The following is a 13,200-nucleotide window of genomic DNA, read 5'->3' on the forward strand; positions in this document are numbered from 1 at the left end:
ACTCAATTGTCTATCTTTTGGTATTAACCTATTTGTGCCTTAAGTCCTTTCCTGTATGAATTTCAGCTACTTTTGAGCGTAGTTGCTCTCATCGAATTTTATTTTAAGTTAATTATTTGCATAACAATTCCCGAAGAGCCGTATTTAGTCATAAACTTCACTTCTATGACCTACTCTAACAATAATAATTATCCTACTCTCTCGATCAAATTCATAAATAACCCGCTAATCTCCTACTCTTAATTTGTAAAACCCTGACCATTCTCTCGTAAGAGGTAGGGGAGTTATCTGTTCAAAGTTGATAGCTAACCATTTAATTTTATTAAGAATCCTCAGTCTGATAAAATCTGTGATCAAATCTAAATCAGTTATCGACTCTGGTTCAAAAGTAACAGAATAGCTCATTTAAGGTTCTATCCCATATCTTTTATCCACCTCAGCTGCAGGAATAGTCGCTCTTCCTTGTAGTCTTTTTTGTTGGATTTCTAATAACTTTTCTTTAAAAGATTCTTTAACTTGTTTTCCCTCATCCGGATCACCAAAGTATTCATCTAGAGTATCATCTACTGTATTACGGATTAAACTTTGTAACTCTTGGGGAGTCATGTCTTTTATCTGCATATTTTCTCTAATTAAAAAAAGGACTTTGACTCGTTGCAAGGTTCTACCTTGCAACGCAGATAAGCGAGGTTCTACCTCTACTTATTTCTTTGACTCGTTGACTCGTTGCAAAGTTAGCTCGTTGTCGGACTATTCTTCGAGTTGATAGGGACACCATTGACTTTTTGTGGCAAGTTGGGCGTTAATAAGCGTAAAAACGCGCTCTAGTTCAGAAAGTCCAGCATACTCCGCTTCTTCGTCAACAGAGAGACTGTCAGTTTTCTTCTTAGCTAATAACTGCTCACAACGAGATTGTAGCTCTGAAGTAAACCTGAATAAATAAATGTTACCAAATTCGCGGAGTTCAACCCCTTCTCTCATTAAAGACGAAGGTTGAATCATTAATTGGGGAGTCATTGGCTCTATTGATTGTTATTCCTCTTTCACCTTATCAGCTTAACAAATTGCCGAGGAAATGTAAAAGAATATTGATAATATTTAACCAATTTCGGGGCAACCCCTCTGTAGTTGCCCCTCCTCCCTTATCCCCGACGACGAAGGGAAGCGGCACCCAAGGCACCAACAGCGATTAAACTCACTATACCACTAGGTTCTGGGGTTGATACAGCACCGCCACCAGTAGGAGTAATATCCCCATTAAGAGCCACAAACCCACCACCAGCAACATTAGCGGAGTTTTCACCAAAGAAGAAGACACCGGAGGAGTTAGCATTCAGTCCATAGAGACGGAACTGCACCGGTCCGGTTTGGGGTGCTAAACTGCTTAGGTCAAAGCTGTAGGTATTAAAGCTAGTTGTTAAGCTAACTTGTGTCCCTAAATTATTGGTGAACCCATCAACACTAGAGCGCAAGACTAAATCTAGCCGCGTTTCATCCTGCTTCGCATTGAGTTGCAAGTTAGTAAAATCGACTTGAAAACCTGCACTAGGTTGTACGGCAAATTCCACATATTGGCTGGTATTAACAGTGCTACCTGTATTCCAACCGTTAGTAGTAGAACCACCCAACAGGAAGATAGGATCATTCTCCCGATTTATCCCGGCGGTGTTTAACCCAGTGCTGGTTATATTCGCACCTACAGTATTCGCCGCTTTGGGATAGGTTGCGGTACTGGCATTAAATGAATTCCAACCAGCTACTATTGCCGCTTGAGCAGGAGTAACCCCAGCTAACCCCATCAGAGTCAAGGGGGTTAAAATTGTCAGTAATTTTTTCATGGATTCGATGACAGTAATAGGAGAAAATTATGATCATATTTAACGCTAGTTTTGCGCCAATATCCCACAGCCAAAACTATCACAAGGGGGGGGGAAGTCAAGGGTTATTTAATCATCATTTATTATGATTTTTATATTTAAGATAGTTTTGGGTTATATAAATATTTTTGACTGGTTGCAAGGTTATAGCTGGCAACGCAGATAAGCGAGGTTCTACCTCTACTTAGTTTCTTTGACCGAAATGATCACCTTCGCTACTAGGTTCCCCCGCAATAAATTGACCTGGTGCATCTTACATTTGCAGGAATACCGACAATCAGCAATTATACTAAATCCGTTGAGTATAGGCTGCTTATAAAGGAGAGAACCTCATGCAAAAGGGGGAATAAATAATCAGTTTTTAATAACCAGATTTAGTATTGGCCTGTTGGCGAATTTTATCTTTAATATAGTCGGGAATAGGGCTGGGATTCATGCTTCTAAGGGTGAAATTAATCCTCTTTTAACCGCTTCATTTAATCCTTGAGACTTCTTTAACAAGTTTATTTGATAAATTTGCATCAATGACCAAAGTTCCCTATTTTCAAAGGTTGATAAATCCCTCTCTTGTTGTTTATTGAGCAACTCGCTTAATCTTTGATCTTGTTCCGATGCCATTTGTAATTGAGTTAATTTGATAATTTATTCATCTGATAATGAATTTAGGGATGAGATTTTTTCGCCTTGATAATTGGGACTAATAGAAAAAGCGATCGCTTCTACTAATATATCATTAAGATCACGGTTAATTGAATGGGCTAAGGATTGAGCTAGATTAAAAATCTCATCAGGTAGGGTTAAAGTAATTGAAATGGCCATAAGCCTTTTTTATGTGGGGTTATAGAGATATTATGATTATAGCTCAAATTCTTGTTACCCATAGGGATAAACTGGTTCAAAAGTAACAGAATAGCTCCTTTAAGCTTCTTTTATAAACCTCAGATTTCGAGGCAAGATTTACCGATAACTTAACTCACGGCAAGACTGATTAAATTTCGATATAAAATATATTGTCCTAAAGCTATTTCAAAATCTCTCATAGGTGAGGGACTTAAAAAGCTTTTGATTTCTACAACAATTTTACGTCCATTTCTTTCAGCAGGCAAAGGTTTTTCTGCTGCTAAATCAGCAAAAATTCAACATCTTTATATTTAATTTTATAAGGGTGCTGATCCCCCCTTCCCCCAAGGTAGGGTTAATTCATGAATTAACCCTACCTTGGGGGTTGATTCGTGAATCAACCCTACCTTAATAAGGGGGGTACTGATCCCCCCTGCCCCCCTTGATAAGGGGGGTGCCGATAGGCGGGGGTATCTGAATTAACACCCACTTACTTAGGGGAGGATTGTTGATTACTTCCCTCTAGTTTTTTCGGCCCAAACTTTGCTCGGTAATCCCCAAACATAGATGAAACCTTCAGCAGCTTTATGATCAAATTGATCCTCGGCCCCGTAGGTAGCTAAATCGGGAGAATAGATAGAATTGACTGACTGACGACCGACGACTTTAGCGTTACCTTTAAACAGTTTGACTCGCACCGATCCCGTTACCTGTTCTTGGGTTTTGAGGATAAAAGCATCGATCGCTTCCTTTAAGGGACTGTACCACAATCCTTTATAAATTAACTGTCCGTAGGTATCTTCAATTCCCCGTTTATATTGGGTAACATCTCCAGTTAAAGTCAAACTTTCTAGGTCCCGGTGAGCATCAATTAAAACTAATAAAGCCGGGGCCTCGTAAATTTCTCGGGATTTAATTCCCACTACCCGGTTTTCGATCATATCTAACCGACCAACACCGTGTTTACCCACTAGGTCATTTAATTGACTAATTAGCGTGACAGGATCGAGATTTTCTCCGTTTAAACTGACGGGAATCCCCTGATTAAAACCAATATCGACGTATTCCGGCTCGTTGGGAGTATCGGCGATCGCTTTGGTCATGAGATAGATTTCTTCCGGGGGTTCCGTCATCGGATCTTCCAAGGGACCGGCTTCAATACTGCGCCCCAACAGGTTACGATCGATACTAAAAGGCGAGGATTTTTTCACGGGAGACTCGATCCCGAATTTTTCCCCGTAGGCGATGGTTTCTTCCCGGCTCATGCCCCATTCCCTGGCGGGAGCGAGAACTTTTAAGCTAGGATTGAGGGCCATAATGCCCACATCAAAACGCACCTGATCGTTACCTTTGCCGGTGCAGCCGTGAGAGACGGCATCGGCCCCGTATTTCTCGGCGGCCTCTACTAATAATTTAGCAATTAAAGGACGAGCCAGGGCGGTAGAAAGGGGATAACGATTTTCGTAGAGAGCATTAGCTTGAATTGAGGGAAAAGCGTATTCTTTGACGAATTCTTCTTGGGCATTGACGACTAAGGATTCGATCGCTCCGCAGCGCAGGGCCTTTTCTTGAATTGGTCCTAATTCGTCTCCCTGTCCTAAATCGGCGGCTAGGGTAATCACTTCTTCTACTCCCCATTCCTGTTTGAGATAGGGAATACAGACGGAAGTATCGACTCCTCCGGAATAAGCTAAAACCACTCTCTTGGCACGTCCCATAATTTTTTCACCTAAAAACGACTAATTGATTACTCTTTTAAGTTTATTATATATCCTGGGGATTGGATGCTTCTTTTTTAATGCTTTTTTGTTTAGTTTTTGATGAAGAAAAGGAATAGGAAGTCACGAGTAGAGAGCCAAAACTAAACGGGCAACCAGCCGCTATTTACGTTTACTAGCAGGACGACGGGAAGATTTTTTCGGAGCGGTATTTTGGGGATTATCGTTAGTTTTATCTTTAAATATTGGAATAGTAAAATGAAACTGACTGCCGTGATTTTTGCCCCTAGATTCTGCCCAAATTTCGCCGCCCCAACCATTGACGATCTGACGACAGATAGCCAATCCTAACCCGGTTCCCCCGGCACTGCGTCGCAGGGCCCCCTCCTCTTGGTAAAAGCGATCGAAAACCTGTTCTAAACGATTGGGTTCGATCCCGCGTCCAGTGTCAGAAATGGTTACTTCTAGAGTTTTTGGCTTTCCCGAAGCGACTTCGATCGAGACATTTCCCTCGCGACCGGTAAACTTACAGGCATTATCGAGAAGTTTGGAAAGTAATTCCACTAACCACTCGCCATCGGCTAAAACAAAGGGCAGATTAGGGGGGACAAGATTGCTAATTTTTGGATTTTCGTTGTCGAGATTGCGGGAGTGAACGTGACTGATGGCTAATTCCACACATTCCGATAAGGATAAAGCTTCGGGATTCCAATTAACCCGGCCACTTTCTAACCTGGAAAGAGTTAAAAAATCTTGGATTAATTTACGCATTCGTTCCGCATCTTTCAGGGCAGTATCAAGCATAATTTGGCGCATTTCTGCTGGCATATCCGGTTCCGAGGCCAAACTTTCTAGACAGACTTGAATGGTGGAGAGGGGGGTGCGTAATTCGTGGCCGGTTATGGCGACTAAATTAGAACGAGTGCGATCGAGAGCGGCTAATTGTTCATTTAAATCCTGTAAATTAGCGTAGGCTTCTGCTTGAATGAGGGCGACTCCGATTTGAGTGGCCACCGCATCCACAAGGGCGACATCCTCGCTTTTCCAAGTGGTGGTATAGGGTCCACAGTGATGCAGTTCCAACATTCCCAAGAGACGACTTTGGTAAAAAATCGGTACTAATAACCAAGAATAGATGGAACATTCCCGCACGAGATTTTGAATGGAATCGCCGGGGAGACGGGGATCGTGAATAGCGTCTTCGATTTTCAGGGATTCTCTCAATTCCAGCACTTCCTGAAAAAGAGGATTATTTTTCAGTGGCCATTTTTGTCCTTTGATGGAACTAATGCCGGAGTTTAAAAATTCGTGTTCGATGGTGGCGTTAATGTCGGCTTCCTTACAACGATAGACCACGCAGCGACAGACTCCCAATCCCTGCCCCAATTTCTGCACTGCCACCTGTAGGATAGCTTCCGGATCGAGGGAACGACGGATCGAGGCTGTCACCGAGTTGATCAGTCTTTCCTTGTGTTCTTTCGATGCCAAGGAACGATTGGCTTTCAGCAGTTTATACTGTCCCGCTTGCAAATAAGTGACCAATCGCTGGACAAAGGGATCTGGTTCCTCTTGATGATCCCTGTCCGTCAGTTCACAGATCAGGTATTCTTCTTGAGCGCGCCTAATTTTCTCCGCTAGTTCGGGACGATAATCGAGAATATGATTTAAAAGAATTTGGGCGGCCTGTTGACTCACATGGCGATCGCTCGTCCAAATCCCCTCAAAACGGCGATTATTATCCATAGCTGCCCCATTTTCCCCCTTTGCTGTCAGATGGGTTCGTTCCCGACAGATTAAACAACTAGCATAATGGCGACCGATAACCACTAGATGCCATTCTTGGGCTAAACTGTCCTCCGGTTGAAAAGCGATCGTCTCGTAAACGTCGGAACTATGCTTAAAATCGGTTTCTGGGGCCGACAAAACATAAACTTGCCCGCTTTTGTGGGCAATGCGTCGATAGCGATGGGCTTCTTGACGATAAAAGCGCTCACGCTGAAAACTGGCAATCACTAACGGTTGATCGTCTTCCGCTAAAACCTGATCCTCCATGGCGTGGGATAGCGCGGTCAGGGATGCTTTGAAGTACATCTGCGATCGCCATTGGGGGAGTAACTGCAACAGTTCTGTTAAAACAGAAGTTGATCTGCTCATCGATGATCTGTTTCGAGTCGAGTGTGACTAGCAAGCGCAATAGAGGGAACTAGCAATTTCTCCCTTGACCCTATCCTACAGGCTCAAGGGGACAAGAGGTGAGATCGTGATGGCCAGAAATTTAAACCGAGTGATGCCAAAAGTGAGGGAAATTATTCTAGCTAACTAGAGGTTGCTGAATAAATCTAAAAACCTTGTTGGCTAAGACTTTTAGACTTTTGAGAAATCAAAAAGTGCCAGCCATTGGAGGGATCGGGGGGAAATTTTAGGGACTTTTTCCCTGAAAATTAGGTAATTTACCAGATGAAAATGGGTAAAACCCTACACCCTACACCCTACACCCTACACCCTGCCCCCACGAGAAACTTTTTGCCGCAAACCCTAACTAGATGTAGGCGACTTTCATTGCCCAAAGAATCAGAGCAATAATACTACCGATAACGATAATCGACGATATCGCCACTACTGCCGGTTTATCGGCTCCCTCGAATTTCATGATGCCACGATTTAAGTCTGACATTGCTTTTAACTCCTTTTCATGAGATGGATGTAGAAAGTATGAGACACTTTAGGATCATAAATTAGCTAACTCTCATCTATCCGTGTTATTAGAAATTGGTATCATTCGGCTGTCTTTAATCATTCTAGGCGTTCTTTTCGCCCTTGGCCTTCTCCTTGAGGCTATTTTAAGAATTGTCTTCGGGTTCGGTAATCCGCTTATTTACAAAGCTGATGCCGAAATTGGCTATCTTTTGGCTCCTAATCAACAAACGCGCCGTTTTTCCAATTTTATCGCCGTTAATCAGTATTCGATGCGGAGCGATCCGATTACAACCCAACGGCCTCCGGAGACGACGAGAATCATGTTAATCGGTGATTCGATCGCTAATGGCTCCTGGTGGACAGATCAAAAAGAGACCATTGCTGCTTTAATCACCAAAAATTTAGGCCAAAATCTGACGGGTTCAGTGGAGGTTCTCAATGCTTCGGCTAATTCTTGGGGACCGCGCAATCAATCGGCCTATCTGCGACGTTTCGGCACCTTTGAATCTCAGGTGATTGTGTTATTAATGAACACCGATGATCTGTTCGCTTTAGCTCCTAGTTCGGCGGTGGTGGGACGAGAAATTAATTATCCCGATCACCGGCCAGCTTTAGCTTTAATCGAATTTTATGATCGATATTTTAAGCGTTATCCTCCCCTACCACCGGTGCAAGAAGGAGGCGATCGAGTGGGCAATAATTTAACCGCTCTTGCCCAAATTCAAGCCCTTGCTCAGGCTAATCAAGCCCCTTTAATTATCGCTATTACCCCCCTCATTCGCGAAGCTCAAAAACAGGGGCGAGATTATGAATTAAAAGCCCGTCAAAGACTAGCGGATTTCACCAGCAACCAGCAGATTTTTTATCTAGATTTTCTGCCCATTTTTCAAGCCCATCCTACTCCTGATTCCCTCTATATCGATAATATTCATCTTAGTCGAGACGGTAACGAGTTAATTAGTCAAAAACTGACCGAGGCAATCAAAAATGTCTTTTAATTAGGGTCTGCTGAAAAAGTTTTTCCTGGGGGCAGGAGTCAGGAGTCAGGAGTCAGGAGTCAGGAGACAGGAGACAGGAGACAGGAGACAGGAGACAGGAGACAGGAGACAGGAGACAGGAGATAGGAGATTATTTCTATTTATTCTCCCCACACCCTACACCCCACACCCCACACCCCACTTCCCCACTTCCCCACTTCCCCACTTCCCTAACAACCATACCAAAGCTTTTCTATCTGCTTTGCTAGAGCCAATAACTCAGAGCGATCGCTTGTATCCCTTAAGAGGGTGACATGGCCTAATTTTCGACCGGGACGGGATTTTTTACCGTACCAAAAAACGTGAGCGTCTGGAATTGCCGCTAAAACTGCTCTTTTTTCGCGATAATCGCCGTCACTATCCTCAAAACCCAATAAATTAACCATGACTGCCCCGGCAGATTTTAAATCCGTGGCTCCAAGGGGCAAATTAGCCACTGCTTGCAGTTGTAGGGCAAATTGGGAGGTAAGACAGGCAGAGAGGCTGTAATGACCCGAATTATGGGTACGGGGAGCGATTTCATTAATCAATACCTCTCCCTGGGAAGTGACAAATAATTCCATCCCGAAAACACCCACCGCCGACAAACTACTTAACAGATGATGGGCGATATGTTCGGTTTGAGCCTGTAATGATTGGTTAAGAGCGGCGGGAGCAATCACCCAGTGACAGACTTGCTCCTCTTGATGGGTTTCCACCACGGGATAGGTGACGATTTCCCCGGTTAATCCCCTAGCGGCAACGATGGCTAATTCTCGCTCGTAGGGAATATAAGCTTCTAACATCAAGTCAAGACGCTCTAATTGCCGCTTTTTGGCGTTTAATTCTTCAGGAGTGCGGATAATAAAGGTTCCTTGACCATCATAACCGTGTCGTCGCGCTTTCAGCACTAGCGGAAAAGGATAATTTTCTAGTGGGGATAAATTATCTATCGCCCAAAAATCAGGCACAGGCAACCCTAGGGAGCGTAAATAACATCTTTGCTCGTATTTATCCAATAGGGGGCGCAGATTTGCCAAACTAGGATAGAATTTCACTCCTGTGGCCGCTAATTCTTCTAGGGCATCTAAATTAACAAACTCATTTTCAAAAGTGATCAGATCACAATGTTGAGCTAGTTTTTTTGTGCCTTCCACGTCAGCTATTTCTGCGAAGACAACCCCGTCAGCTAAAGCAACGGCGGGATCGTCGGGGTGTGGTGTTTGTACAATTAGAGAAATGCCTAATTTCTTGGCTTCCTGTGCCATCATCCAAGCTAATTGTCCACCACCAATAACACCAACCCTTCTTTGCATCATTGATCACATCCTAAAGATTCCGGGGTAGAGACGCCGGTTTTTGAGTTGACACCCTCGGCTCTTTCACAGAGATTTTTGATTTGTTGAGCGTCAAGCACGGCAAAACTAAAATCAGCACCGTTGATATTGACTCCCTCGAAAATGGTACGCAGCATGATCGCTTCGGCAAAAATGGCATCGCTTAAATCGGAATTTTTAAAGGTACTCAGATAGGCTAACCCATTGGTTAAGTCCGCTCCATGAAAGTTGCCTTCGATGATAGAGGCTCCGTTAAACACTGCCCCGCGCAAATCGGCAGAACTAAAGTTAGAATCTTGGAGATTAACGTTAGTAAATTGGGCAGATTGCAAATTTTGTCCCGAAAAATCCTTTCCTGTCAGATTCTGGTTTTCATAACTGGCATTGGCTCCTGTGACAGCAGCAGAACTGGCTGCTAAGGCATTGACAGGAGATAGGATAAATAGTAAGGCAAAAAAAGCGATCGCTAATCGAAAGATAGTCTTCATTGGCGGAAAATTCCATCAGTGGGCATTCTTGATTTTATAGCAGTAAGTCATCGGCCGTCAGCTTTCCGCCAGCCGCTAGAAATTGCTGGCACACAAACCTTTATAATGGCTGTCTAGGCTTATACTGCCATGCAATTTGGTCTAAACAAAAATATTTAAGCCACGGGCCCCCAGCTTTCAGCTAAATAAAGTAAAAGACAAAAGTTAATTCATTTTCTCTCTCCTGACTTCTATTTCTAAGGACAATTTCTGATTTATACAAGAGGTTTGATGGATACACCGCAACTTTTATTCAATGGTTTAGCCGTCGGCAGTATTATTGCTCTGGCTGCTGTTGGGTTAACCCTTACCTGTGGCATTTTGCGTCTGTCTAATTTTGCCCACGGCGATTTTATGACTTTGGGTGCTTACATAACTTGGGTGGTAAATGCTCAAGGGATTAATCTCTGGTTAGCGATGCTGGTGGGGGCAGCAGTGACAGCTATTGCCATGCTCATTGCCGAGAGATTATTATGGAAACCCATGCGCGATCGACGGGCTGATTCTACCACTTTAATTATTATTTCGATCGGTTTGGCTTTATTTCTTCGCAATGGTATTTTAATGATCTGGGGCGGTAGTAATCAACGCTACGATCTGCCTGTGATGACCGCTACAGAAATTTTTGGGATTAAAGTAGCTTTCGATCGCTTGTTAGTTATTGGTTTGGCAATTATAGTTATTATTGCCCTCCATTTGTTATTGCAAAAAACTAAGATCGGTAAGGCGATGCGTGCCGTAGCTGACAGCACCGATTTAGCTAGAGTAACCGGAATTAACGTCGAATGGGTTGTCTTCTGGACATGGATAATTACGGGAGTTTTAACTGCTTTAGCCGGAGCGATGTTCGGGTTAATTACTGGGGGAGTGCGTCCCAATATGGGCTGGTTTTTAATCTTACCAATGTTTGCCGCCGTGATTTTAGGTGGTATTGGTAATCCCTACGGAGCGATTGCTGGGGCTTTAATTATTGGTGTTGCCCAAGAAATTAGTGTTCCCTTAATTGGTTCTGATTATAAATTAGCCGTGGCTTTATTAATTATGATCCTGCTGTTATTATTCCGTCCCCAAGGTTTATTTAAAGGCACGGTTTAACAGTTATCAGTTATCAGTTATCAGATGTAAGTTTTAAGTTATCAGATGTAAGTTTTAAGTTATTTATTTATTTATCTTCATCTTTATCCCTGTTTACTGTTTACTGTTTACTGGTTACTGTTTATTGAACACTGAAAAGCCCAATCTTTAATCCTGAATATATTCTTCCCCGGTGATTAAAGCGTATTCAGCGCGGGTGAATTCTCGACCTAAATAAGCAGCATGATCGAACATAGTAATCGGACAAGGTTGGGTTTCTTCGATCACTTTGACGGCTAATTCTTTGGCAGTCCTGGCGGTGTAAATAGTCTCAGGATTGCGATCAAGTTTTTGCCTAACACCGATAACTTTTCCCGTTTCTGGATCGACGGCTAAACCTTTTTCATTGATAATATTGCTGTAATGTTTGGCACAGATTAACCCTGCTTCTCGGTCTAGATAAATAATAAAATATCCTGCGGGATCGAGAGCGATCGGACGTTTGGAAAGTTGATGATCAATAGCCGTGATTTGTGATTTTAATTCGCTCATTTTCTTGACAAAATCACTTAAATATGTAGATGAAAGCAAGAGCAAATTATATCACATACCATCATCCTTTTTCTAGAGCATTTTGTAGATATAGGCCGTATGTATTTTCTGTGAGCAAATCTGACCTACTGAGCAATAATACTAAATCCTGTTTAAAAAGTATAGGAGCGTGGGGAGCGTTGGAGGAGGGAGAAACAATCCATAACCTGAGAGTTAATCGGACTATTAATACTAAATCCGTTGAGTATAGGCTACATATCAGGACAGGCAAAGGGCAAGAGGAAAGAGGCAAAAGGGGCAATAGATAATCAGTTTTTAATAACCAGATTTAGTATAAAAACGGATTTGGTATCATACCAGCTGCAATGTGGGGGCGCAAAGCTCGCGCCCATAATGTATGGTCGAGAAATAACAGGCTGATAGCTTAATGCTATAAATCTTCTTCTACCAAAGCCTCAACCCGTCCTGTTTTGACCGCTTCCACCAAAGCGGCGTGATCTTGTTCTGTCTGCTCGGCATAAGCGATCGCAAATTCGCCCAGGGCTAGATCGAACTGATCTCCTTTTCCCAAATAACCGCTAATAGTGGCCGCGTCTCCAGATTTAGCGTGGGCGCGGGCTAAGGTCCAGCCACAGAACTCGGCGTAGCGTTGCAGTTGGACGGCTGATACTCCCTCAATGGGTAGGGAAAACTTCATATCCCGCAGTTGCCGTAAATAGAAGTTATTGCCCCGTCTTCCCTGGGTCCAGCCTAAAAATATGTCGCTAGAGGATTGCATCAATCTCTGGCCTGTAACCACCCGTTGTCCCTGATTTTCGTACTGGCTCTTGGCGGTATAGGGTTCAAGAACCGAAGGGCAAGCCTCCTTAACTTGTAGGATGAGGGGATGGTTATCTTCCGAGAAAAATAGGGCGATATAACATCTGGTGCCGACACTGCCAATGCCTACCACTTTCAGGGCAAAGTCCTCTAACCGGTAGCGATCAAACAGGACTCGGCGTTCCTCCGGCAGGGATTGGCGATAGTCTTCCAGACCCTCACGCACGAGAGTCTCCCAATCCGGTTCGTTGACATGGTAGAGAATGGGCGGCTGATCGACAAAGCGATTGCGTCCCGCGGTTTGGGTGACGATCTTGGGGTAGAGATGTTCGATGATGCGCTCGCGGGCTTTTGTCATCATCTGTTCCCGTATCTTCCGCGTCTTTTCGTCGGGAGCCATCTCGATCACCTGTTCTACTCCTATGCGCGTGTACCATACCTCTAACGGACTGAGGCGAGAATATTCCCGCAGGTGTTCCCGATAGGAACGAGCGCAATCGATCGCCGCTGCCTTCGATTCTCGATCGGATAGATCGCTATCCCTGCCGGCGATGACAAAGCTGACCACTAGACGCTTGAGGTCCCATTCCCAAGGTGCGGGTAGGGTTTCGTCGAAATCGTTAATATCGAAGACTAAATTGCGTTCGGGGGTGGCAAAAAATCCGAAGTTCAAGAGGTGGCAATCCCCGCAGGCCTGCACGATAATGTCGGTTTTGGGAGTGGTGGCCAGATCGTAGGCCATC

The 13,200-nt window shown here is 43.8% G+C and carries 15 protein-coding genes and 1 pseudogene; 2 read left to right on the top strand and 14 right to left on the bottom strand.

What is annotated here, in order from left to right:
- Nucleotides 1-144: 144 nt before the first annotated feature.
- The 10 genes and pseudogenes from PX482_RS28025 to PX482_RS03620 form a co-directional block, all read right to left on the bottom strand.
- A pseudogene (locus PX482_RS28025) lies at nt 145-405 on the bottom strand (type II toxin-antitoxin system RelE family toxin).
- Entirely contained in the window at nt 406-621 is a 216-nt protein-coding gene (locus PX482_RS03580; protein ID WP_002760368.1) for a hypothetical protein, read from the bottom strand.
- A 129-nt stretch (nt 622-750) separates the two neighbouring features.
- Entirely contained in the window at nt 751-1,002 is a 252-nt protein-coding gene (locus tag PX482_RS03585; RefSeq protein WP_288094557.1) for a hypothetical protein, read from the bottom strand.
- A 140-nt stretch (nt 1,003-1,142) separates the two neighbouring features.
- Nucleotides 1,143-1,838 (bottom strand): PEP-CTERM sorting domain-containing protein, encoded by a 696-nt coding sequence (locus tag PX482_RS03590; RefSeq protein WP_288094558.1) that lies wholly within the window; start codon nt 1,836-1,838, stop codon nt 1,143-1,145.
- Between the two features lie 471 nt (nt 1,839-2,309).
- Nucleotides 2,310-2,495 carry a hypothetical protein gene (locus PX482_RS03595; RefSeq protein WP_002760371.1) on the bottom strand — a complete coding sequence of 62 codons (186 nt, stop codon included), beginning with the start codon at nt 2,493-2,495 and terminating at the stop codon, nt 2,310-2,312.
- A gap of 24 nt (nt 2,496-2,519) precedes the next feature.
- Complete coding sequence (locus tag PX482_RS03600; protein WP_002760376.1) at nt 2,520-2,696, bottom strand: hypothetical protein; 177 nt, start codon at nt 2,694-2,696, stop codon at nt 2,520-2,522.
- A 149-nt stretch (nt 2,697-2,845) separates the two neighbouring features.
- A complete protein-coding gene (locus tag PX482_RS03605; RefSeq protein WP_002760378.1) occupies nt 2,846-2,983 on the bottom strand; it encodes an element excision factor XisH family protein in 138 nt (45 codons plus the stop codon).
- A gap of 246 nt (nt 2,984-3,229) precedes the next feature.
- Entirely contained in the window at nt 3,230-4,435 is a 1,206-nt protein-coding gene (locus PX482_RS03610; RefSeq protein WP_002760380.1) for an argininosuccinate synthase, read from the bottom strand.
- A gap of 162 nt (nt 4,436-4,597) precedes the next feature.
- Nucleotides 4,598-6,589, bottom strand: a complete 1,992-nt coding sequence (locus tag PX482_RS03615) for a DICT sensory domain-containing protein (protein WP_288122074.1) — start codon at nt 6,587-6,589, stop codon at nt 4,598-4,600.
- A gap of 385 nt (nt 6,590-6,974) precedes the next feature.
- Nucleotides 6,975-7,109 (bottom strand): hypothetical protein, encoded by a 135-nt coding sequence (locus PX482_RS03620; RefSeq protein WP_002736350.1) that lies wholly within the window; start codon nt 7,107-7,109, stop codon nt 6,975-6,977.
- A gap of 82 nt (nt 7,110-7,191) precedes the next feature.
- Between PX482_RS03620 and PX482_RS03625 the strand changes: the two genes are divergently transcribed.
- Nucleotides 7,192-8,130: an SGNH/GDSL hydrolase family protein gene (locus PX482_RS03625; protein ID WP_002760383.1), complete on the top strand. Its 939-nt coding sequence runs from the start codon at nt 7,192-7,194 to the stop codon at nt 8,128-8,130.
- Between the two features lie 209 nt (nt 8,131-8,339).
- Here PX482_RS03625 and PX482_RS03630 read toward each other — a convergent pair whose 3' ends face one another.
- Entirely contained in the window at nt 8,340-9,467 is a 1,128-nt protein-coding gene (locus tag PX482_RS03630; RefSeq protein ID WP_288122075.1) for a 5-(carboxyamino)imidazole ribonucleotide synthase, read from the bottom strand.
- Nucleotides 9,464-9,973, bottom strand: coding sequence for a pentapeptide repeat-containing protein (locus PX482_RS03635; protein WP_002760385.1), 510 nt, complete (start codon nt 9,971-9,973; stop codon nt 9,464-9,466). Before PX482_RS03635 ends, PX482_RS03630 begins: the two co-directional genes overlap by 4 nt.
- A gap of 270 nt (nt 9,974-10,243) precedes the next feature.
- Here PX482_RS03635 and PX482_RS03640 point away from each other — a divergent pair, with 270 nt between their 5' ends.
- Nucleotides 10,244-11,107 (top strand): branched-chain amino acid ABC transporter permease, encoded by an 864-nt coding sequence (locus tag PX482_RS03640; protein ID WP_012263931.1) that lies wholly within the window; start codon nt 10,244-10,246, stop codon nt 11,105-11,107.
- A gap of 147 nt (nt 11,108-11,254) precedes the next feature.
- Here the strand turns inward: PX482_RS03640 and PX482_RS03645 are convergent, their stop codons facing one another.
- A complete protein-coding gene (locus PX482_RS03645; protein ID WP_002747361.1) occupies nt 11,255-11,638 on the bottom strand; it encodes a DUF4346 domain-containing protein in 384 nt (127 codons plus the stop codon).
- Nucleotides 11,639-12,068: 430 nt separating this feature from the next.
- On the bottom strand, nt 12,069-13,200 hold a 1,132-nt coding region (locus tag PX482_RS03650), incomplete at its 5' end, for a DUF2252 domain-containing protein (RefSeq protein ID WP_288122077.1).

Source organism: Microcystis sp. M53602_WE12, assembly GCF_030065455.1.
Classification (GTDB): domain Bacteria; phylum Cyanobacteriota; class Cyanobacteriia; order Cyanobacteriales; family Microcystaceae; genus Microcystis; species Microcystis aeruginosa.